Below are 20,612 nucleotides of genomic sequence, written 5' to 3'. Positions count from 1 at the left end.
CGCGGACCGACCTCCGACCTCTGCTACCTCTGCACTCTCAAAGATACCCTCGGGAGGAAGCTGTTGCCAACCTTCGGCAATGACTTCATCTTCATGTTCCGATCTATACGAGTATTCTTCAGCGAAGGTGAAATGCCCATCGTCGCGCTGTAGTATTGCGATACGCCGTTGCTCCGGTTTCCCCGTAGAGGGAGAGACGATCTCTATCGGGTCCAACACCTTCACCAGCTTCATTTTGTGGTCTCAGCAATCGCCAATATGAAGGAAATGCGGTCCGCTCAGCAGCCGCGGCAGATGTTGTTGATGCTGCGATAGACGGCGTCGTCGTCCTGCCGCATCTGGCGCAGCGTTTCGAGTGTCTGACCGTCATTGGCAGGCGCAACGGGCTTGCGCTTTGCGGCGAGCTCGTCCTCCTGCCGCTTGTAGCAGGCTTCACGCTCGGGTTTGGTTTGAATGAAGCGGCAGTTCTGCTCCAGGGCCGAGGCAGCGGTGGTTGAGATCGCGAGAGCGGTCAGGGCGGGCAAGGCGAATTTCAAGAGTAGCGAATCCATGCGGGCACTTCTGTCAGGTCCGTCATTCCCGGGCAACCGTCTTTTGGCGGGCGTGTAGCCCGGATGAAGCGAAGCGTAATCCGGGGCCGGTGTCCCCGCATTCCGCTGCGCTCCATGCGGGCTACGGCCCTCTCACAAATGATCCGGCCTACAGCGATGGCGCCAGTGACGTTTTCAGCAGCGTCAGCAGCGCCTGCACCGCCGCTGCGTTGCGGCGCCGCTCGGGGATCGCGGCCTTCACCCACAATTCCGGAATCGGGAAGTCGCGCAGCACCGGCTTGAGCGTGCCGTCGCGCAAGGCATCCGCGACGAGGTAATGCGACATCAACGCAATGCCGTTGCCGGCGATCGCGCTGCGCGCCAGCACATGGCCCTCGTTGGAGGACAGCAGCGGACTGACCTGGATGCTGATGCGGCCGCGCGGTCCGTCGAAGATCCATTCCGGGCCGGTGGGCAGAAAGCTGAGGCAGCGATGCTCGACGAGATCGCGCGGATGCTTTGGCGTGCCGTGCTTTTTCAAATAAGCGGGCGAGGCGCAGAGCAGCCGCTTCAGCGCGCAGAGCGGCTCGTCGACCACGCCGCCGAACGAGTGCGGGAAGGCGCCGATGGCGATGTCGAAGCCTTCGGTGACGGGATCGACGGGGCGATCGATCAGCACGATATCGAGCTTCAGCTTCGGGTTCTGGGTCTGGAACGCGCTGAAGGCGTCGGCGAGCCGGACGACGGTCAGCGAGGTCGGTGCCTTGATGCGCAGGTGATCGACGAGATCGTGACCCTTCTCGCCCATGCGTGAGAGCAGGTCGGTCGCATCGGTCACCACGCCGCGGGCGCGATGCACATAGCGCTGTCCGGCCTCGGTCAGTCGCAACTGCCGGGTCGAGCGGTGAAACAGTGCCGTGCCGATCCGCGCCTCGAGCTGCGTGACGCGTTTGGCGACGACGGAGGTCGAGACGCCGAGCTTTCGCGCGGCGGCCGAGAAGCCGGCGGCATCGGCGGTGGCGAGAAAGGCCTGCAGGTTCACGAGGATGTCCATGTCGACCTTTCTCGATTTGCGAAAGCTGATCGCGTATTTTGGTGGATTGTACCTCGGTACGAGCTAATTCATAGTCGCTCCCAAGCAAAGGAATTTGGGAAGGGACGCGCCATGCGGGCCACAATGATCGAAGAACCGGCACGCCAGGTGCCGCTCTATGGCGAATATGAAGTCGTCGTGCTCGGCGGCGGCCCCGCCGGCATCGTCGCCGCGGCCTCAGCGGCGCGCGCCGGGCGAAAGACGCTGCTGGTCGAACGCTACGGCTTTCTCGGCGGCATGGGCACTGCGGCCGGTGTCACAAATTTTTGCGGTCTGCATGGCAATGTCTACGGCCAGGCCCATCGCCTCGTGCAGGGCATGGCTTCCGAGCTGCTGGCGCGGATCGATCGGCTGAACGGCCTCAACACCCCGCATCTGATCCTCGGCAAGGTTTTTGCGCAGGCCTACGACACCGCGGCCTACAAGATCGCGGCCGATCAACTTCTCGCAAGCCACAGGGTGCACATCCTCTTCCACGCGCTCGGCGCCGGCGTCGTGATGGGCGACAACAGCCGCATCGACGCGCTGATGGTCGAGACCAAGGCCGGCCGGCAGGCGGTGCGATCGGAGATTTTCATCGACTGCTCCGGCGATGGTGACCTCGCGGTCTGGGGCGGCGCGCCGTTCGAGATCGGCGACGCGCACGGCCATCCCATGTACCCCTCGATGATGCTCCGTCTCAACGGCATCGACCCCGACAAGGCCGGCGATGCCTGGCGCACCATCCCGCAATTGATGGAAGAGGCCATCGCGGCCGGCACGCACACATTCCCGCGGAAAAGCGCGATCGTGCGGCCGCAGAAATCCGGCATCGAATGGCGGGTGAACTTCACGCAGGTGGCGCGCGAGGACGGCCATGCCATCAACGGCGTCGAGCCTGACGATCTCACCCGCGGTGAGATCGAGGGCCGCAAGCAGGCGCTTGCCGCGTACGAGTTCCTGCGTAGCACCGTGCCGGGCTTTGAAAAATCCTACATCGTCGATTTGCCGCCGCAGCTCGGCATCCGCGAGACCCGTCGCATCAAGGGCGGCTACCAGCTCAGCGGCGAGGACGTGCTCGGCTGCGCCTCGTTCGAGGATTCCATCGGCGTCAATGGCTGGCCGATCGAGGCTCACGTGCCCGGCGATGTCGTCTTCACCTTCCCGCCGATCCCGGAATCGCGCGGCTACAACGAGCTGCCCTACCGCATGCTGGTGCCTGAAGGCGTCGACAACCTCCTGGTCGCCGGCCGCTGCGCCTCCATGACCCATGAGGGCCAGTCCGCGGCGCGGGTCTCCGGTGCCTGTTTCGTGATGGGCGAGGCAGCCGGTTCCGCCGCCGCGCTGGCGCTCTCCGGAAACCGGATCCCGCGCGAAATCCCCATTGAAAAGTTGCAGGAAACGTTGAAACAACAGGGCGCCTTCATCGGACGGGACCAGCCGGTGCCCGAGGGCCTGTAACGGACTGCAAGATAAACGACGGCGGAGGAAACGGGATGATCGGAATTGCGCGGCTCGCGGCAGCCAGTCTTTTGGCGATCATGGCAATGGGCACAGCCCATGCCGAGGATGCGCTGAAGGCCAGGATCGGCGTGCTCCGTCTGTCGTCCTCCGCGCCTGTCTTCATCGCGCAGGACAAGGGCTATTTCCGCGAGGCCGGCCTCGAGGTGGAGCTGAAATTCTTCGACGCGGCGCAGCCGATCGCGGTCGCGACGACCTCGGGCGACGTCGATTTCGGCATCACCGCCTTCACCGCCGGTCTCTACAATCTCGCCGGCAAGGGCGTGCTGAAGGTCATCGGCGGCATGAGCCGCGAGAAAGCCGGCTATCCCCTGATCGGCTATTTCGCCAGCAACAACGCTTACGCAGCCGGATTGAAGACGCCGAAGGACCTCGCGGGTAAACGCGTGGCGATGACGCAGGTCGGCTCCTCCTTCCACTATTCGCTTGGCCTGCTCGCCGACAAATACGGCTTCAAGCTTGCGGACGTGAAGATCGTGCCGCTGCAATCGCTGTCGAATGCGGCGGCCGCGCTGAAAGGCGAGACCGTCGATGCGGCGCTGCTGCCGATCTCGACCGCGCGCAAGCTCACGGATGAAGGCGGCGCGAAATTCCTGGGGTGGGTCGGCGACGAGACGCCGTGGCAGCTGGGTGCGGTGTTCGCCTCGCCGAAGACGCTGACCAACAAGGCACTGGTGACAAAGCTGCTCGGCGCACTCGCCAAGGCCGACCGCGAATATCACGACGTCATCCTCGCCGCGATGAAGGACGGCGTCGCCCCGATCAACGACAAGACCAAGCCGCTGCTGGAGATCATCGCGAAGTACACCAATCTGCCGGTCGAGCAGGTGGTCGGCAATTGCGCCTATATCGATCCCGACGGCAAGCTCGACGTGAAGAACGTCGACAACCAGATCAAATGGCTCCAGGAGCAGGGCTTTGCCGACAAGGGTTTTGACGCGAATGCGATCATCGCGAAGGACTATGTGAAGGCGGATTGATGCCCCGTACTCCCAACTATCCCCGTCACCCTGAGGTGCCCACCTTGCGGCGTGCCGCAAGGTGGGCCTCGAAGGGCGTACGGCCCGGATGCGCCTCGGCCGTTCATCCTTCGAGGCTCTCATCGCGATGCATACGCATCGCAATGCTCGCACCTCAGGATGACGGGTTGAGAGTTGAAGGTTCCCCATGGACCTGATCGCCAACCACATCTCCCACCGCTTCGGCGACCTCGCCGTGCTCGACGACGTCTCCTTCACGGTGAGCGCCGGCGAGGTGGTGGCGATCGTCGGGCCCTCCGGCTGCGGCAAGAGCACGCTGCTGTCCATACTAGGTGGCCTGCTGCAGCCGACCTCCGGCGCGCCCGAGCTGCGCGGCGCGCCGCCAGCGGACAGCCTCAATCCGCTCACCTTCGTGTTCCAGGATTTTGCGCTGCTGCCCTGGGCGAGCGTGGAGGAGAACGTCGAATTCCCTTTGCTGCACACCCAGCTCTCGGCCACGCAGCGCCGCGCGCTGGTCGACGATGCCTTGCGCCGGACGGGCCTGACCGATTTCCGCAAAACCTATCCAAAGCAGCTCTCCGGCGGCATGCGCCAGCGTGTCGGCATCTCGCGCGCGCTGGCGGTGAAGCCCGCGATCCTCTTGATGGACGAGCCGCTGTCGGCGCTGGATTCGCAGACCCGCGAACTCCTGATGGAGGATTTCGTCCGCCTGCTCGCCGATGGCGGCATGGGCGCGGTCTATGTCACCCATAATCTCGAAGAGGCCGCGCGGCTGGCCGATCGCATCGTGGTGCTGTCGCGACGACCGGGGCGCATCCGCGAGGTCGTGACCGTGCCGATGACGCGCAGCGAGCGCGGCGAAGCTGCGGCGCGCGAAAAACTGCTGGCGCTGCAGAACCAGATCTGGTCGCTCATCCGCAACGAAGCCATCGATGCCGAGCGCGAGGTCCAGCATGCTTGATCGCGCGGCGGCTGACACTGCGAAGGATAGCGCGACGCGGCGCGTTCGCTTTCGTGGCGCAGGCTTCGTGCCCGCGTCGAGCCGTTTCGGCGGCTGGATCGCGCTCGCCCTCGTCATCGCGATCTGGCAGGCGGCGGGCAGCACCGGCCTCGTCAATCCCCTGTTTCTGCCTGCGCCGTCGGCGATCGCACGGGCGATCTATCAGCTCGCGATCTCAGGCGCGCTCTGGCAGCATCTGTCGGCCTCGCTGCTGCGCATCGGCGTCGGCTGGCTGTTGGGGACGGCGGCCGGCGTCGCCGTCGGCTTTGCCATCGGCCTGTCGCGGCTGGCGCGCAGCGTCGGCATCACCTTCATCTCGGCGCTGTTCCCGATCCCGAAGATCGCGCTGCTGCCGCTGTTGATCCTGTGGCTCGGCATCGGCGAAGAGCCGAAGATCGCGACCATCGCGCTCGGCGTGTTCTTCTCGACCGCGATCTCGGTCTATAGCGGCGTCGATGCGGTGCCGCGCAACCTCATCCGCATGGCGCAGAGTTTCAACGTTCCCTTCGCCACCATCGTGCGCAAGGTGGTCTGGCCGGGGGCGCTGCCCGCGATCCTCGCCGGCTTCCGCATCACCGCATCAGTGGCGCTGCTCCTCGTCGTCAGCGCCGAGATGATCGGCGCCCAATACGGCATCGGCGCCTTCGTGCTCCAGGCCGGCAATCTGATGCAGACAGATCAGCTGCTCGCGGGCGTGGTCATCCTGTCGGTGTTCGGGTTGGCGGTCGGGAAGGTGATCGGCTGGCTGGAGCTTAGGCTGTTGCACTGGCGGTAGCCACATTCACGGCACCCGTAGGGTGGGCAAAGCGTAAGCGTGCCCACGATCTCTTGATGAGTCGCGAAGGTGCGTGGGCACGGCGCAAGTGCGCCTTTGCCCACCCTACAAGTCCTCGTTTCCGCGCGGAGATACCGTTGGTGGATTACGCCTTCGGCTAATCCACCCTACGAGACCGGCGTGCCTCACGCGTTCCCGCGATCCTCCCTGAACAAATCCAGCTTCTGCTGCACCGGACGATCCGAGAAGCTGAACAGCACGGCATCCTCATCCGCTTCGTGCGTGACCCATTGCCAGCTCGGCACCACGAACAGATCGCGCGGGCCCCATTCGAACACGGCATCGCCGATGCGGCTGCGGCCACGGCCTTCGATCGGACAGAACACGGTGGCATCGGTCGAACGATAGCGCGCGGTGTTAAAACCCTTCGGCAGCAGCTGGATGAACGTGCCGATGGTCGGCATGGCGAAATCGCCGGTCTCGGGGTTGCTGAACTTCAGCTTCAACCCGTGGCAGGCGTCCCACTCCTGGCTCGTCCTGGCTTTCTCCAGCGCCTCGCGCGTGTAGGCATAGGGATAGCTGAAGATCGGCGAGGTCTTCGAGCTCCGCTTGACGTCGACCGGCAGCAGGTTGTGGCCGTAGCGGGCAAAGCTGTCGCCGGCCGGTCTCGTAATCTTCTGCTGGTCTTCCTTGGAGCCTTCGGCAAAGGAGCAGTCGAAGAACTGCACCAGCGGAATGTCGAGGCCATCCAGCCAGAACATCGGCTGATCGGTCTCGTTGGAATGGTCGTGCCAGGTCATCGACGGCGTGATGATGAAGTCGCCGGGCTCCATCGCGGTGCGCTCGCCGTCAACCGCGGTATGCGCACCCTTGCCTTCGAGCACGAAGCGCAGCGCCGACTGGCTGTGCCGGTGCGCCGGCGCGACGTCGCCGGGCACCACCATCTGCACGCCTGCATAGAGCGAGGTCGTGATCTTGGACTGGCCGCGCAGGCCGGGATTCTCCAGCACCAGCACGCGCCGCTCGGCTTCCTTGGCGGTGATCAGCTTGCCGGCCTCCGTCATGTAGTCGCGGATGACGTCGAATTTCCAGAGGTGCGGCCGGCAGGCGCTCTTCGGCTCCGGCGTGATCAGATCGCTCATCACCGTCCACAGCGCGGTGAGATTCTCGCCGTCGATCTTCTTGTAGAACGCCTCGCGTTCCGGCGTCTTGGTCACGGCTTCCATGGCGGCGCTCCCGTTCGTTTGTTGATTGACAGTATACTGACGATCTAGGTAGCGTCAATGTGACGGATAGTGATAAGGCTGTCGTTCCGGGGCACGCGAAGCGTGAACCCAGGACCTCGAGATTCCGGGTTCGATGCCGGCGCATCGCCCCGGAATGACAAAAAGCAGGGAGGGTCCCAATGAAGCTGCACGGCTATTTCCGCTCCAGCGCCGCCTATCGGGTGCGGATCGCGCTGAACCTCAAGGGCCTTGGAGCCGAGCACCTGCCGCATCATTTGCGCAAGGGCGAGCAATGCGCGCCCGCTTATCTCGCCATCAACCCGCAAGGTCTCGTGCCGGCGCTGGAGAACGACGGCGGCGCGGTGCTGACGCAATCGGTCGCGATCATCGAATGGCTCGACGAGACCCATCCCAATCCGCCGCTGCTGCCGAAGGATCCGCTGCGGCGTGCCAAGGTGAGGGCGTTCGCGCTGGCGATCGCCTGCGACACCCATCCGGTGCAGAACCTGAAAGTGCTGGCGCGGCTGCGCGAGCTTGGCTTGCCCGAAGAAAAGGTCCAGGACTGGGCCGCCTGGGTCAACCGCGAAGGGCTGTCGGCTTGCGAGACGCTGATCAAGGACGAGCCCGGCCCGTTCTGCTTCGGCGATGTGCCGACGCTCGCCGATCTCTGCCTGGTGCCGCAGCTCGCCAATGCCCGCCGTTTCGGCGTCGACGTGTCGGCCTATCCGCGCCTGCTCGCGGCAGAGGCGGCCGCGAAGGCGCTCGCCGCGTTTGCCAATGCCGCACCGGAGAAGCAGCCCGATGCCGAGTAAGCCGCCTCCGTCGATCACGATCGACGCGGTCTATGCCGCGCCGGGCTATCTGTTCCGGCGCATGCAGCAGATCGCGGTCTCGATCTTCATGGAGGAGTGCAAGGCGTTCGATCTGACCCCGGTGCAATATGCGGCGCTGATCGCGATCCACACCCATCCCGGCATCGACGCGACGCGGCTATCGGCGGTGATCGCCTTCGACCGCTCCACGCTTGGCAACGTGATCGAGCGTCTCCAGGCCAAGGACTATGTCGAGCGCAAGCCGGCCCCCGAGGACAAGCGGATCAAGCTGCTCTATCTGACCAAATCGGGCGCCGCGATCCTGCGCGAGATCATCCCGGCGGTCGAGCGCGCCCAGGCACGGATGCTGGAGCCGCTGAAGCCAGCCGATCGCAAGACGCTGATGGCGCTTTTGGTGCAGCTCGTCGATCTCAACAACGAGGCCTCACGGGTGCCGCTGCGGGCCGAGGACGCGCTGGAGCATCTCGGGAAGGCGGGGTGAGGAGGGGTGTGAGGCGATGTTCGCGCCCGACACTCAGATCTCGTAGGGTGGGCAAAGGCGCCCTTGCGCCGTGCCCACGATCTCTCTCCAACGATCAGAAGACGTGGGCACGCTCCGCTTTGCCCACCCTACGATTGCTGTGCGTGTGTCACCGTCCTCGCCTCACATCCGCAGCAGCGCCTGCCGATCGATCTTGCCCGTGCCCGTCTTCGGCAGCTCGTCGGTGAAGATCACCTCTCGCGGATATTTGTAAGGAAGCAGCTTGCCCTTCACATAGTCCTGCAGCCGCCGTGTCGTCTCGCCCGGGTTGGCCGCGCGGTTGTTCATCACCACCACCGCCTTCAGCGTCATGCGACGGTCCGGCAGCTCGGTGGCGAACACGGCGCATTCGCGAATATCGGGATGGTCGGCGAGGCACAGCTCGACCTCGAGCGGGTAAACCCATTGGCCCGAGATCTTGATCAGATCGTCGGCGCGGCCGCGGAAGAAGTGGAAGCCGTCGGCGTCGCGGATGAAGCGGTCGCCGGTGTAGATCCACCCCGCCGCGCGGATGGTTTCGGCGGATTTGTCCGGCCGGTTCCAGTACAGCGGCGTGTTGGAATCGCCACGCACCCACAAGATGCCTTCCTCGTTGTCGGCGACATCGCGTCCGTCCTTGTCGCGCAGCGCGACCTCGTAGCCGGGCACGCGCAGGCCTGCGGCCCCTAACTTCTTCTGCTCGGGCCTGTTGGAGAGGTAGATGTGCAGCACCTCGGTCGAGCCGAGGCCTTCGACGATCTCCAGGCCCGTGAGCGTCTTCCAGCCGTTGAAGACCTCCGCCGACAGCACTTCGGCGGCGGAGAGCGACATGCGCAGCGACGAGAAGTTGGTCTGTTGCGCGCCCTCGGCCTTGGTCAGGGACGTGTAGAGCGTCGGCAGGCCGAAGAACAATGTCGGGCTGTACTGCTCGATCGCTGCGAAGATCGCGGCGGGTTTCGGTTGCCCCGGCAGCAGCAGCGTTGCCGCGCCTGCCGAAAACGGGAAGGTGACGGAGTTGCCGAAGCCGTAGGCGAAGAAGATCTTTGGCACCGAGAAGCAGATGTCATCAGGCGTCAGCTTCAGCACGTTCTGCGCAAAGGCGAGCTCGCTATAGGCCATGTCGTGCTGGAGATGCACGATGCCCTTGGGCCGGCCGGTCGAGCCGGACGAGTACATCCAGAACGCCATCTCGTTGCGATGCGTCTCCGCTTCCGCCAGCTCGGCCGGGAATTGCGCGAGCCAGCTTGTCGCCATGACCGCCTTCGGCGCGGCGTGGTCGAGTGCCTCGCCATTGACGACGATCAGCGTGCGCAGCTTTGTGTCCTGGCACGCCTCCGCGTTGAAGCGCGTCGCAAATTCGGCGTCGGCGACCGCGACTTCAGCGCCGGAATCGGCGAGATAGAATTGCAAGAGGTCCGACGGCGTCAGCGTGTTGATCAGGAGCGGCACGAAGCCGGCCCGCACCGCGCCGAAGAACGCGGCCGGGTAGGCCGGGGTGTCGTCGAGGAACAGCAGCACGCGGTCGCCGCGCTTCAGGCCGAGCGAAGCCAGGCCATTGCCCCAGCGGCAGGCTTCCGCGCAGAGCTGGGCATAGGTGCGCGCGCCTGCCGGACCGATCAGCGCGGGCTTGTCGCCACGGCCCTTGGCGAGATTGTCGAACAGGACGCGGCTGGCGTTGTAGAGTGCCGGAACGGCAAAGCCGATCTCACGCGCGCCCTCGCTGTCGGTAGGCACCTGGTCGAAGATCTCGTTGCTCATGCCTCGTCTCCGCCGTTCTTGGCCGCCTCGTAGCGCGCCATGAAGGCCGGCGACATCGCGCGTAGTCGGGAATCGTCGATGCGGCCGGAGCGGGTGATGTAGCTGTAGGCGAAATCCATCAGGTCGAGGTGCATGTGCTGGGCGAAGTGCTCGTACCAGAAGGCGCTCGTGCGGGCCGCGTTGACGAGCTTCTGAACGATGGGCTTGCGCGCGGCCTGGTAGCGATGCAGGGCGGTCGCAAGATGCGCATCCGATTCCAGCGCCTTGACCAGCGCGATGGCGTCCTCGATCGCGAGCCGCGTGCCCGAGCCGATCGAGAAGTGCGCTGAGTGCAGGGCATCGCCGATCAGCACCATGTTCTTGAACGACCAATGCTCGTTCCAGACCCAGGGGAAGTTGCGCCAGACCGATTTGTTGGAGACGAGGCAATGGCCGCCAAGCGTGTCCGCGAACACCTCTTCGCAGACGCCCTTGGACTGCTCGACGTCCTTGTAGGCGAAGCCATAGGCCTGCCAGGTCGCGTGGTCGCATTCGACCAGGAAGGTGCTCATGGCCGGCGAGTAGCGGTAGTGATGGGCGTTGAAGGCACCGCGGTCGGTTTTCACGAAGGTCTGCGACAGCGTGTCGAAGCGCTTCGAGGTGCCGTACCAGACGAACTTGTTGGAGGAGTAGGACAGCGAGGTGCCGAAATCTCCCTCGAAGGCGCGGCGCACCTGCGAGTTCAAGCCGTCGGCAGCGACGATCAAATCATGGCCGTTGAGCTGGTCGATGGCATGAATCTGCGTGTCGAAGCGCGGGGTGACGCCGACGTCGAGCGCGCGCTGCTGCAGGAACCGCAGCAGCTCGAGCCGCCCGATCGAGGAGAAGCCGACCCCGTCGATGGCGACGCTGTCGCCGCCGAGGTTCAGCGTGATGTTCTCCCAGCTCTCCATGTGCGGCGCGATCGCGTCGACCGTCTCGGGGTCGTCGGCACGCAGGAATTCCAGCGCCTGGTCGGAGAACACGACGCCAAAGCCCCAGGTCGCGTCGGCCGGGTTCTGTTCGAACAGGTCGACTTGATCCTCGGGGTGACGCTTCTTCCAGAGATAGGCGAAGTAGAGCCCACCGGGCCCTCCGCCAATCACGGCGATCCGCAACGTCTGCCTCCCTAATTGACAGTATACTTACTATCTAGGGGTAGACTAATGTGCTCCGGCGTCCCGCGCCAGCGGAATTATCGGCCAACGCAGGCGCGCCAAAGCGCATCTTCGGACACAATTTTTACGCGTGTCCGAAACCGTCAGGTCCGAATCATAGCCAAACCGCGCCGGCTTGGCCATCCGCACCGTCAGACGCAGCGCTTCACGTAGACCCCGTTCACCAGCACCCTGGTACAGCGCGCGGCGGGAACCGGCTTGCGGACCACGACGGCCGCGTTCGGCCCGGCGCAGCCGGCGCGATAGACGCCCCGTGCGCACACCACCGCATTGGCGTCGGTGGCCTCGAAGGTCATGGTTGCAGCGAAGGCAAGCAGTGCAGAAGCGACGAGCAGCAATGAACGCATGTGGTCCTCCCGGGCTTGTCGTGATCGAAATCGGATATCTGCAAAAGATTTGTCGTTGCAGGCGTGCGAAAATTCATGCGCACGCCGTTCGTCATTGTCGCGCTTGACGCGTGCGCCGCGTTATCTCGCCGCGAATGGGGCGAGCACGTCCTTGCACGCCGGCGACAGCGAGGCAGCCCTGTTGGAAATGCATTGAATGATGCGGCCGCCTCCGGGCGCGACGCCGGCGCAGAGCGTGCGGATGTCGGCGCCGCAGGCCGACCTCAGGATGAACAGCTCTTCGCGCGGCAGCAACGGACGCAACACGATCACGGCTGGCGCTGCCGCCGGCGCGGCTCCCGCCGCCGGGGCTGCTGCTGCGGGAGCCGCACCCGCGGGCGCCGCCGTTGCGGCAGCGCCACCGCCGGCTGCGGCGCTCACGGCCTTCTCGCAGGCCGGTGAAACTCTGGCCTTGTTCTTTTCAAGGCATTCGAGTGCCGCCGCGCCGCCCGGCGGCACGCTGGCGCACACCTTGGGATAGTCGGCGCGGCACGCGCTCTTGACCGCCGCAACCTGCGCGCTGCTCGGCTGCTTGGTGGCCGCGGCCTTCTGCGCGGGTGCGGCAGCCGGCTTTGCCGCGGGGACGGCATCTGCTTTCGGTGCGGCTGGCGCCGTTTCCGCCTTGGGCGCGGCCTCGGTCTTCGGCGCGGCGGGGGCAGCTTCGGTTTTCGCCGGTTCGACGGCGCGAACCGCGGTCTGGCATCCCGCCGACAGGCTGGACATGTTCTTCGCCAGGCATTGATACGCTTCCACGCCGCCGGGCGTCACGCTCGAGCAATGCGCCATGAAATCCGAACGGCATGCGGAGCGGATGGCGCTCTTCTGGGCCTCGGTCGGTGCTTGCGCGAACGCGCCTGTTGCAGTTGCGAAGAGCGCGGCCGCCAGCAACGCCTTGCGCGTCGATGCCTGTTTCAACGTGTTGAACATCTGGTGATTTCCTGCCCCGTCGGTCACGCCGACGACTTCAAAATGTGATGTAATCGCAATCTTCGCGAGTGACGCCTCGCAAGCAGCATCATTCGCCGCTTTGACGTCACCCGCAAGTCAATTATGCCGGTGCAATTGCGCCGTCAGAGCCTGACCATGCGCTTGCCGCGGTTCTCGCCCGCGAGCAATCCGATCAGCGCCTTCGGCGTGTTCTTGAGGCCATCGATGATGTCCTCCTGCACCTTCAGCTTGCCGGATTTGACCCAGCCCTGGAGCTCGGCGAGCGCGCGCTGGCTCTCCTTCATGTAATCCATCACGATGAAGCCCTGCATGACCAGCCGCTTCACCACGATCAGCCCGGGCACGCCGCGCGGGCCGTGCGCGGAGGGCGCGCCGTCATATTGCGAGATCGCGCCGCAACAGGCGATGCGGCCATAATTGTTCATCTGCGGCAGGCAGGCTTCGAGAATGTCGCCGCCGACATTGTCGAAATAGACGTCGATGCCCTTGGGTGCAGCTGCGCGCAGCGCCTTGAAGACCGCGCCGTCCTTGTAGTCGACGGCGGCATCGAAGCCGAGCTCGGAGGTCAGCCAGCTGCACTTGTCCGCGCCGCCGGCAATGCCGATCACGCGGCATCCTTTGATCTTGGCGATCTGCCCGACGATTGAGCCGACCGAGCCCGCGGCCGCGGAGACCACGACGGTCTCACCCTCTTTGGGCTTGCCGATCTCGAGCAGGCCGAAATAGGCGGTGAGGCCGGCGATGCCGAACACGCTGAGCAGGTGCGTCATCGGCTCGAGCTTCGGCATCTTGGTGAGATGCTTTGCCGGCACCGCGGCAAATTCCTGCCAGCCGGTGTCACCGAACACGATGTCGCCCGCCGCAAGCCCCTCGGCCTTCGAGCTGACGACCTCGGCAATGGCGCCGCCAGCCATCACGCTGTTGGCCTCGACCGCGGAGCGATAGGTCGCGCCGTGCATCCAGGCGCGGTTGGCGGCGTCGAGCGAAATGTATCGCACACGCAGCAAGGCTTCGCCGTCCTTCGGCTCCGGCACTGTGCTCTCCACCATCTTGAAATGTTCGGGGCCGAGCTTGCCGCTGGGTTTTTCGACCAGCAGAATCTGGTGATTGATGTTGCCGCTCATGGCGTTTCCCTCTTTGATTGTCTTGACGATTATTGATGCAGCCGCAGCAAACAAAACGTGCAGGCCGCATGTGTTGTGCGCTGCATGAAGGCTAGATCGCGGCGTTCCATTTCACAACGGGAACATCCTGAAAACGCGATCACACGCAAAGCGTGTTGCGTCGTTGTGATAACTGCGACATCATGAAGCGCCGGTGTACGTGGGGGGTAAGCGATGTCGAACAGGTTCACGCAATACATTCTGGCCGCGATGGTGCTCGGCATCATCATGGGATCGGCAATCTACAACTTCCTGCCCGACACGCGCGCCGACTGGGCGTCCTCGATCAACCTGATCGCCATGATGTTCCTGCGCCTGATCAAGATGATCATCGCGCCGCTGGTGTTCGCGACCCTGGTCGGCGGCATCGCGCATATGGGCTCGGGCTCCAAGCTCGGCCGCATCTTCGCCAAGACCATGGGATGGTTCGTCAGCGCCTCCTTCGTCTCGCTGCTGCTGGGCCTGATCATGGTCAACCTGCTGCAGCCCGGCGCCAACTTCCCCGGCACGCTGCCTGCGGCGGGCCAATCGACCGGCCTGCCGGTCTCGGCCTTCTCGATCGAGAAATTCCTGACCCATCTGATCCCGACCTCGATCGCGGACGCGATGGCGCAGAACGAGATCCTGCAGATCGTGATCTTCGCGGTGTTCTTCTCGGTGGCGATGGGCGCAATGCCCGAGCGCTCCAAACCGATCCTGGCGCTGATCGACGACATCGGCCACATCATGCTGAAGGTGACGAGCTACGTGATGCTGTTCGCGCCGCTCGCGGTGTGGGCCGCCATCACGGCGACGGTCGCCAAGAACGGCCTGCTGGTGCTCTGGAAGCTCGTCGTGTTCATGGGCGGCTTCTATCTCTCGCTGGCGATCCTGTGGACCATTCTGGTCATCGTCGGCTTCATCGTGATCGGCCCGCGCTACAGCCATCTCTTGAAGCTGGTCCGCGAGCCGCTGATGATCGCGTTCTCGACCGCGAGCTCGGAGGCGGCCTATCCGAAGACGCTCGAGGCGCTCAACCGCTTCGGCGCCTCGTCGCGGATCTCGAGCTTCGTGCTGCCGCTCGGCTATTCCTTCAATCTCGACGGCACGATGATGTACTGCACCTTCGCGGCCGTCTTCATCGCGCAGAGCTACCACATCGACATGCCGCTCGGCACCCAGCTCGCGATGCTGGCGACGCTGATGATCACCTCGAAAGGCGTCGCCGGCGTGCCGCGCGCCTCGCTCGTGGTGATCGCCTCGACGCTGGCGCAGTTCAACATTCCCGAGGCGGGCCTGTTGATGATCATGGGCATCGATACCTTCCTCGACATGGGCCGCAGCGCCACCAACGTGATCGGCAATACGCTCGCGACCTCGGTCGTAGCCAAATGGGAAGGCGAGCTCGGGCCCGAGCACGAGCTCGGACCCGGCGACGTCGTGCCCGAGGATATGGTGCCGGGCGAAGTGCCCGCGATGGCCAGCCATGGGTAGGAGCGAACCATGCGCCAGACACTGGCGAGGTCACTGACCTCAGGCGGGTTGTTGCTCGCGGCATCGTTGCTCGCGACCTCCTTGTTCGCGACCTCGGCTCGCGCGCAGATCGGCGGCGAGGGGCTCAGCCCGACGCTGGCGGCCGTCAAGAAAGCGCACACGGTGCGGCTCGGCTATCGCGAGAGCTCGCCGCCGTTCTCCTTCCTCGACCAGTCGGGCCGTCCGATCGGCTACAGCCTCGAGCTCTGCGAGGCCATCGTCGAGGAGATCGGCATCGAGGTCGACGATCCCAATCTGAAGATCGATTACGTCAAGGTCACCTCGGACGACCGCATCGACGCCGTGCTGCAGAACAAGATCGACCTGGAATGCGGCTCGACCACCGCCAATGCCGAGCGCGGCAAGCGCGTCGCCTTCTCGCCCCTGATGTTCGTCGCCGGCACCAAGCTGATGGTGCCGAAGGGAGCGGCAATTTCCGGTGTTGCGGACCTGAAGGGCAGGACCGTCGTGGTGACCAAGGGTACGACGAACGAGCAGGCGATACACGCCGTCGACAAGAAGCTCTCGCTCGGCCTCAACATCGTGACCGCGCCGGATCACGAGCAGTCGTTTCAGATGGTGAACGACGGCAAGGCTGATGCATTCGCGACCGACGACATCCTGCTCTACGGCCTGATCGCGCGCCACAAGGCGCAGGAATATTTTCGGGTAGTCGGGGACTATTTGTCCTATGACCCCTACGGCATCATGTTCAGGAAGGGCGAGCCGCAGCTCTCCGCCGTGGTCGAACGTGCCTTCCGCAAGCTCGGCTCCAACCGCGATCTGGTCCCGCTCTACAACAAATGGTTCACCGCGAGGCTTCCCACCGGCGAACGTCTGAACGTGCCGATCTCGCTGCAGCTGGAAGAGGCGTTCAGGGCGATGGACGATTCGGCGAGCGCAAATAATTAGCGTTCGTTCGTGCCGCAGGCTCGATGCCTTCCCTTCTCCCCTTGTGGGAGAAGGTGGCGCGAAGCGCCGGATGAGGGGTTAGCTCCGCAAATTCAGACGCAGAAGTTTCACTCGCGGAGAGAGACCCCTCACCCGTCTCACCGCTACGCGGTGAGCCACCCTCTCCCACAAGGGGAGAGGGTGCAGCGAGCTCGCGGCTGCTATCTCTGCCCAAACACCCGGTCCAGCGCCGCGTCATACGCCGCTTGCACGAGTTGCGGATGCAGCTTGGCCAGCGCTTCCATCATCACGCCGGAATTGATCTCGAGCACGCTCCACTCGCCATTCACGCGAACCACGTCGATCGACGCAAAGACAATGCCGATGGCACGCGCGGCATCGCTCGCCAGCTTCACGCAGGCGGTGCGAACGTCGCCATCCTCCAGCAGCACCGGCTTTGCGCCGGCATCGAGATTGTGCCGCCAATCCGTGCCGCGCTGCTTGCTGTAGACGACGAGGGGTTCATCTCCGAGCAGCACCACACGGACCTCGTCCTCGATCGCGACATAGGGCGAGATCACGAGCCCGGCGCTCATTGAGAAAACCTCGCCAGCCGCGTGGTCGAGTTCGGCCGCCGTCGCCACCTTGAACACCGAGCGTCCCGATGTCCCCTCGTTCGGCTTCACCACCACGCCTTGCGGATTCTGAGCCAGCAGCACGAGCATCTGCTGGCGCCAATCGGCACCGGCGACGTGCACGCCCAGCTTTGGGTTGAGGAAGAGGTGATGGGAAATGCAGGGAACGCCCGCCAACGCCAGCGCCTCTGATGTCGCCGATTTGTCGTTGGCGAGGCGATGGGCGATGGCGCTGTTGAGACCGATGTCGTAGCCGAAGGCAAAGCGCCGCTCATCGCCCCGGCGCATCGCGATCAGCCAGCCATCGGCACGGACATCGACCGCGATGCCATGGTCCGCGCAATAGCGCCTGATCGCCTGGACGAAGATTCGCTCGTCGCTTGCCGCCATGTGTTTCTGTCGCGTTTCAGACGTTCCTGGCGCCAAAAGCCGCAAAAATGCGGGAAACGGCGCCGAACCGGGGTGAAAGTCAGAGCTATTCTTAATGAAATTCTCGCGAGCGCGATGGAAATTAAGTGCTGCATTCGAACGCTGCAGGGAAAAGAAATTGCCCGCGGCGCGCGCCCGGCAGCAGATTCATTAACAATATGGCCAATTCCGCCGCAAATGCCGGTTTGACCGGCATCAATTGCAGCCGGAACGAGGTTGATTATTGGTCTCAATGGCGTAGATCACACACGCGAAATCCTCCGCCATGGCAATGGTGTCCGCCCCGTTTCAGGGCCGGGCAACGCTTTTGCCCTAAAACCGCAATTATTCGGAATATCGAAAATCATGAGCGCGTTTTACCGAGAGAAGGTTCTTTCCGTCCAGCACTGGACCGACACGTTGTTCAGCTTCCGCGCCACGCGCGATACCGGCTTCCGCTTCCAGAACGGCCAGTTCGCGATGATCGGCCTCGAGATCGACGGCCGTCCGCTGCTGCGCGCCTACAGCATGGCGAGCGCCAACCACGAGGAAGAGCTCGAGTTCTTCTCGATCAAGGTTCAGGACGGCCCGCTGACCTCGCGTCTGCAGAAGATCAAGGAAGGCGACACCATCCTGGTCGGCCGCAAGGCGACCGGCACGCTGATCACCGATAACCTCCTTCCCGGCAAGCGACTGATGCTGCTCTCGACCGGAACGGGCCTCGCGCCGTTCGCGAGCCTGATCAAGGACCCCGAGGTCTATGACCAGTTCGAGTCCATCGTGCTGGTGCACGGCTGCCGCCAGGTCTCCGAGCTCGCCTATGGCGAGAAGCTGGTCGCTTCCTTGCGCGAGGACGAGCTGTTCGGCGAGCTGCTCGCGGAAAAGCTGATCTACTACCCGACCGTGACCCGCGAGCCGTTCAGGAATCGCGGCCGTATCACCGACCTCATCAACTCCGAGCAGATCTTCAACGATATCGGGCAATCGCCCCTCGACATCGCCACCGACCGCATCATGATGTGCGGCAGCCCGGGGATGCTCGAAGAGCTGAAGGTGATGTTCGAAGGCCGCGACTTCATCGAAGGCAGCGGCAACAAGCCCGGCCATTTCGTGATCGAGAAGGCGTTCGTCGAGCGGTAAGCTCTGGTCGCCGTGTTGCCGAACACTTAGCGATCCACTCCGGTGTCGTCCCGGACAAGCGCGCCTAAGCGCGCGCCGATCCGGGACCCATACCCAACAGCCGCGGTTATGCGAAGACTCGGAGTGACGGCTTTTTCACCATGGACCCCTGTGGTTATGGATCCCGGGTCTGCGCTGACGCTTGCCCGGGACGACAGCTCAGTTGTGGTGGCGACTGTTGCCTCCACCAGTCCCCGTTTCCATCCCCCCTGCTGCACCGCAAAAGCCTATCCTCTCGGCTGATTGATTTATCTCGGCCGAATTCGCTAGCCTGAAACAAGGGCCGCGTCATATCCGTATGACAGGCGAGGGCGTATCGTACCGCCTCATGCTGGCGAGAGGATGGGAATCGTGGCCGACGACACCAAGACGCAGGACTCCTCCCGACACTCATCCCACAAACGCCTGCCGCTGGCGGAGGAGGGGATCATGGAGACCCTGCTGCTGCCATTCTCGCCGCGCTACATCGTGCTGACGATCTGCGCGGTCGTCACCGCGCTCCTGATCGGCATCGGCATCGCCGACCGCAAGATCTTCGACATCCTGCTGGTGCCGATCCTGATCTTCGGCGCACTGACGCTGCTCGGCGTCCGCGATCTCCTGCAAAAGAGCCACGCGGTGCTGCGCAACTATCCGATTTCGGCGCATATCCGCTTCCTGCTCGAAGAGATCCGCCCGGAGATGCGGCAATATTTCTTCGAGAGCGAGAAGGACGGCATGCCGTTCTCGCGCGACACCCGCGCGGTGGTCTATCAGCGCGCCAAGATGGAGCTCGACAAGCGTCCGTTCGGCACCCAGGAGGACGTCTACCGCCAGGGCTACGAGTGGATGCATCACTCGGTTTCGCCGAAGGCGCATGCCGCGGAAAAATTCCGCATCAGCATCGGCGGTCCCGACTGCAAGAAGCCCTATTCGGCTTCGGTGTTCAACATTTCCGCGATGAGCTTTGGCGCGCTCAGCCCCAACGCAGTGCGTGCGCTCAATGCCGGCGCCAGGAAGGGCGGCTTTGCGCACGACACCGGCGAGGGTGGTGTCAGCCCCTATCATCGCGAGATGGGCGGCGACATCATCTGGGAGATCGGCTCCGGCTATTTCGGCTGCCGACATCCCGACGGCACCTTCGATCCCGAAGCGTTCGCGCGCGTTGCCGGTGACGACCAGATCAAGATGGTCGAGCTCAAGGTCAGCCAGGGCGCCAAGCCCGGCCACGGCGGCGTGCTGCCGGCGGCAAAGGTCTCGGAGGAGATATCCAAGATCCGCGGCGTCGCGATGGGTGAGGACTGCATCTCGCCGGCCTCGCATCGCGCCTTCTCCACCCCGGCCGGCATGATGCAGTTCATCGCCGAGATGCGCCGCCTGTCCGGCGGCAAGCCGGCCGGCTTCAAGCTGTGCATCGGCCATCCCTGGGAATTCCTGGCGATCTGCAAGGCGATGATTCAGACCGGCATTTATCCTGATTTCATCGTCGTCGACGGCAATGAAGGCGGCACCGGCGCGGCGCCGCTGGAATTCATGGATCATCTGGGCATGCCGATGCGCGAGGGCGTCAATTTCGTCCACAACGCGCTGATCGGCATCAATGCGCGCGACCGCATCAAGATCGGCGCGTCCGGCAAGATCGCCACCGCCTTCGACATGGCGCGCGCGATGGCGATCGGCGCCGACTATTGCAACTCGGCGCGCGGCTTCATGTTCTCGCTCGGCTGCATCCAGTCGCTGAGCTGCCACACCGACCGCTGCCCGACCGGGGTGGCGACGCAGGACCCGACGCGCGCGCGCGCGCTTTACGTGCCGCTCAAGATCGACCGCGTGCACAATTATCACCACGCCACGCTGCATTCGCTGACCGAGCTGATCGCCGCGGCGGGCCTCGAGCATCCGCAGCAGCTGCGCCCGATTCACTTCACCCAGCGCACCTCGACCACCGATGTGAGATCCTTTGCGCAGCTCTATCCGGCGCTGCGCCTTGGCGAGCTGCTCGAAGGCACCGAAGACCCGCGTTTCCGCGACGCCTGGCGGATGGCACAGGCGGAAACGTTCCAGCCGGCGCTGTAAGGCATCGTTCGGCCCGTGGCGAGACCTGCCCGGCCCGCGCACATT

19 protein-coding genes are annotated in these 20,612 nt (G+C 64.2%); 10 read left to right on the top strand and 9 right to left on the bottom strand.

The features are described 5' to 3' along the window. Nucleotides 1-278 precede the first annotated feature (278 nt). Together GGD67_RS08375 and GGD67_RS08370 are read right to left on the bottom strand one after the other, a co-directional pair. Nucleotides 279-551 (bottom strand): hypothetical protein, encoded by a 273-nt coding sequence (locus GGD67_RS08375; protein ID WP_179732087.1) that lies wholly within the window; start codon nt 549-551, stop codon nt 279-281. A gap of 148 nt (nt 552-699) precedes the next feature. Then, on the bottom strand, nt 700-1,584 hold the full coding sequence (locus tag GGD67_RS08370) for a LysR family transcriptional regulator (RefSeq protein WP_179732085.1): 885 nt from the start codon (nt 1,582-1,584) through the stop codon (nt 700-702). Between the two features lie 111 nt (nt 1,585-1,695). Between GGD67_RS08370 and GGD67_RS08365 the strand changes: the two genes are divergently transcribed. The 4 genes from GGD67_RS08365 (at nt 1,696) to GGD67_RS08350 (ending at nt 5,878) form a co-directional block, all read left to right on the top strand. Further along, entirely contained in the window at nt 1,696-3,063 is a 1,368-nt protein-coding gene (locus tag GGD67_RS08365) for an FAD-dependent oxidoreductase (RefSeq protein ID WP_179732083.1), read from the top strand. A gap of 35 nt (nt 3,064-3,098) precedes the next feature. Continuing rightward, the gene (locus tag GGD67_RS08360; RefSeq protein WP_091959749.1) at nt 3,099-4,103 is read left to right on the top strand and encodes an ABC transporter substrate-binding protein; all 1,005 of its coding nucleotides are present in this window, start codon (nt 3,099-3,101) and stop codon (nt 4,101-4,103) included. A 187-nt stretch (nt 4,104-4,290) separates the two neighbouring features. Beyond that, on the top strand, nt 4,291-5,064 hold the full coding sequence (locus tag GGD67_RS08355; protein ID WP_018316439.1) for an ABC transporter ATP-binding protein: 774 nt from the start codon (nt 4,291-4,293) through the stop codon (nt 5,062-5,064). Further along, nucleotides 5,057-5,878, top strand: a complete 822-nt coding sequence (locus tag GGD67_RS08350) for an ABC transporter permease (RefSeq protein WP_179732081.1) — start codon at nt 5,057-5,059, stop codon at nt 5,876-5,878. The genes GGD67_RS08355 and GGD67_RS08350 overlap by 8 nt, the downstream gene beginning before the upstream one ends. A gap of 185 nt (nt 5,879-6,063) precedes the next feature. Here the strand turns inward: GGD67_RS08350 and gtdA are convergent, their stop codons facing one another. Further along, the gene (gtdA, locus tag GGD67_RS08345) at nt 6,064-7,104 is read right to left on the bottom strand and encodes a gentisate 1,2-dioxygenase (protein WP_179732079.1); all 1,041 of its coding nucleotides are present in this window, start codon (nt 7,102-7,104) and stop codon (nt 6,064-6,066) included. A gap of 179 nt (nt 7,105-7,283) precedes the next feature. Between gtdA and maiA the strand changes: the two genes are divergently transcribed. Then, the gene (gene maiA / locus GGD67_RS08340; RefSeq protein ID WP_179732077.1) at nt 7,284-7,916 is read left to right on the top strand and encodes a maleylacetoacetate isomerase; all 633 of its coding nucleotides are present in this window, start codon (nt 7,284-7,286) and stop codon (nt 7,914-7,916) included. Beyond that, nucleotides 7,906-8,418: a MarR family winged helix-turn-helix transcriptional regulator gene (locus GGD67_RS08335; RefSeq protein WP_179732075.1), complete on the top strand. Its 513-nt coding sequence runs from the start codon at nt 7,906-7,908 to the stop codon at nt 8,416-8,418. Before maiA ends, GGD67_RS08335 begins: the two co-directional genes overlap by 11 nt. A gap of 162 nt (nt 8,419-8,580) precedes the next feature. Here the strand turns inward: GGD67_RS08335 and GGD67_RS08330 are convergent, their stop codons facing one another. From GGD67_RS08330 to GGD67_RS08310, 5 genes are all read right to left on the bottom strand, one after another. Further along, nucleotides 8,581-10,194: a benzoate-CoA ligase family protein gene (locus tag GGD67_RS08330; protein ID WP_179732074.1), complete on the bottom strand. Its 1,614-nt coding sequence runs from the start codon at nt 10,192-10,194 to the stop codon at nt 8,581-8,583. Continuing rightward, complete coding sequence (locus GGD67_RS08325) at nt 10,191-11,330, bottom strand: FAD-dependent monooxygenase (RefSeq protein WP_179732072.1); 1,140 nt, start codon at nt 11,328-11,330, stop codon at nt 10,191-10,193. Before GGD67_RS08325 ends, GGD67_RS08330 begins: the two co-directional genes overlap by 4 nt. A 191-nt stretch (nt 11,331-11,521) precedes the next feature. Further along, a complete protein-coding gene (locus GGD67_RS08320) occupies nt 11,522-11,737 on the bottom strand; it encodes a hypothetical protein (protein ID WP_179732070.1) in 216 nt (71 codons plus the stop codon). A gap of 120 nt (nt 11,738-11,857) precedes the next feature. Beyond that, nucleotides 11,858-12,703, bottom strand: coding sequence for a cysteine rich repeat-containing protein (locus GGD67_RS08315; protein ID WP_179732068.1), 846 nt, complete (start codon nt 12,701-12,703; stop codon nt 11,858-11,860). Between the two features lie 143 nt (nt 12,704-12,846). Then, nucleotides 12,847-13,848 carry an NADP-dependent oxidoreductase gene (locus GGD67_RS08310; RefSeq protein WP_018316430.1) on the bottom strand — a complete coding sequence of 334 codons (1,002 nt, stop codon included), beginning with the start codon at nt 13,846-13,848 and terminating at the stop codon, nt 12,847-12,849. A 213-nt stretch (nt 13,849-14,061) separates the two neighbouring features. Here GGD67_RS08310 and GGD67_RS08305 point away from each other — a divergent pair, with 213 nt between their 5' ends. Then, nucleotides 14,062-15,360, top strand: a complete 1,299-nt coding sequence (locus GGD67_RS08305) for a dicarboxylate/amino acid:cation symporter (RefSeq protein ID WP_179732066.1) — start codon at nt 14,062-14,064, stop codon at nt 15,358-15,360. A gap of 9 nt (nt 15,361-15,369) precedes the next feature. Further along, a complete protein-coding gene (locus tag GGD67_RS08300; RefSeq protein WP_179732065.1) occupies nt 15,370-16,311 on the top strand; it encodes an amino acid ABC transporter substrate-binding protein in 942 nt (313 codons plus the stop codon). A gap of 200 nt (nt 16,312-16,511) precedes the next feature. Here the strand turns inward: GGD67_RS08300 and GGD67_RS08295 are convergent, their stop codons facing one another. Next, complete coding sequence (locus GGD67_RS08295; protein WP_179732063.1) at nt 16,512-17,315, bottom strand: RimK family alpha-L-glutamate ligase; 804 nt, start codon at nt 17,313-17,315, stop codon at nt 16,512-16,514. Between the two features lie 384 nt (nt 17,316-17,699). On the opposite strand from GGD67_RS08295, the gene GGD67_RS08290 reads away from it, so the two are divergent. Continuing rightward, nucleotides 17,700-18,473 carry a ferredoxin--NADP reductase gene (locus GGD67_RS08290; RefSeq protein WP_179732061.1) on the top strand — a complete coding sequence of 258 codons (774 nt, stop codon included), beginning with the start codon at nt 17,700-17,702 and terminating at the stop codon, nt 18,471-18,473. 381 nt (nt 18,474-18,854) lie between these two features. Beyond that, complete coding sequence (locus tag GGD67_RS08285) at nt 18,855-20,567, top strand: FMN-binding glutamate synthase family protein (protein ID WP_179732059.1); 1,713 nt, start codon at nt 18,855-18,857, stop codon at nt 20,565-20,567. Nucleotides 20,568-20,612 lie beyond the last annotated feature (45 nt).

The sequence above is a fragment of the Bradyrhizobium sp. IAR9 genome (assembly GCF_013408065.1).
GTDB lineage: Bacteria > Pseudomonadota > Alphaproteobacteria > Rhizobiales > Xanthobacteraceae > Bradyrhizobium.
Note: the sequence above shows the minus strand (reverse complement) of the source record. Positions and strands in the feature narration are given on the sequence as shown.

Bases quoted from the DNA above. Each gene is read 5' to 3' on its own strand.
- GGD67_RS08315 (WP_179732068.1), bottom strand. From the start codon at position 12,703: ATGTTCAACACGTTGAAACAGGCATCGACGCGCAAGGCGTTGCTGGCG.
- GGD67_RS08375 (WP_179732087.1), bottom strand. From the start codon at position 551: ATGGATTCGCTACTCTTGAAATTCGCCTTGCCCGCCCTGACCGCTCTC.
- GGD67_RS08290 (WP_179732061.1), top strand. From the start codon at position 17,700: ATGAGCGCGTTTTACCGAGAGAAGGTTCTTTCCGTCCAGCACTGGACC.
- gtdA (WP_179732079.1), bottom strand. From the start codon at position 7,104: ATGGAAGCCGTGACCAAGACGCCGGAACGCGAGGCGTTCTACAAGAAG.
- GGD67_RS08295 (WP_179732063.1), bottom strand. From the start codon at position 17,315: ATGGCGGCAAGCGACGAGCGAATCTTCGTCCAGGCGATCAGGCGCTAT.
- GGD67_RS08310 (WP_018316430.1), bottom strand. From the start codon at position 13,848: ATGAGCGGCAACATCAATCACCAGATTCTGCTGGTCGAAAAACCCAGC.
- GGD67_RS08365 (WP_179732083.1), top strand. From the start codon at position 1,696: ATGCGGGCCACAATGATCGAAGAACCGGCACGCCAGGTGCCGCTCTAT.
- GGD67_RS08300 (WP_179732065.1), top strand. From the start codon at position 15,370: ATGCGCCAGACACTGGCGAGGTCACTGACCTCAGGCGGGTTGTTGCTC.
- GGD67_RS08305 (WP_179732066.1), top strand. From the start codon at position 14,062: ATGTCGAACAGGTTCACGCAATACATTCTGGCCGCGATGGTGCTCGGC.
- GGD67_RS08320 (WP_179732070.1), bottom strand. From the start codon at position 11,737: ATGCGTTCATTGCTGCTCGTCGCTTCTGCACTGCTTGCCTTCGCTGCA.
- maiA (WP_179732077.1), top strand. From the start codon at position 7,284: ATGAAGCTGCACGGCTATTTCCGCTCCAGCGCCGCCTATCGGGTGCGG.
- GGD67_RS08285 (WP_179732059.1), top strand. From the start codon at position 18,855: ATGGGAATCGTGGCCGACGACACCAAGACGCAGGACTCCTCCCGACAC.
- GGD67_RS08370 (WP_179732085.1), bottom strand. From the start codon at position 1,584: ATGGACATCCTCGTGAACCTGCAGGCCTTTCTCGCCACCGCCGATGCC.
- GGD67_RS08350 (WP_179732081.1), top strand. From the start codon at position 5,057: ATGCTTGATCGCGCGGCGGCTGACACTGCGAAGGATAGCGCGACGCGG.
- GGD67_RS08330 (WP_179732074.1), bottom strand. From the start codon at position 10,194: ATGAGCAACGAGATCTTCGACCAGGTGCCTACCGACAGCGAGGGCGCG.
- GGD67_RS08335 (WP_179732075.1), top strand. From the start codon at position 7,906: ATGCCGAGTAAGCCGCCTCCGTCGATCACGATCGACGCGGTCTATGCC.
- GGD67_RS08360 (WP_091959749.1), top strand. From the start codon at position 3,099: ATGATCGGAATTGCGCGGCTCGCGGCAGCCAGTCTTTTGGCGATCATG.
- GGD67_RS08355 (WP_018316439.1), top strand. From the start codon at position 4,291: ATGGACCTGATCGCCAACCACATCTCCCACCGCTTCGGCGACCTCGCC.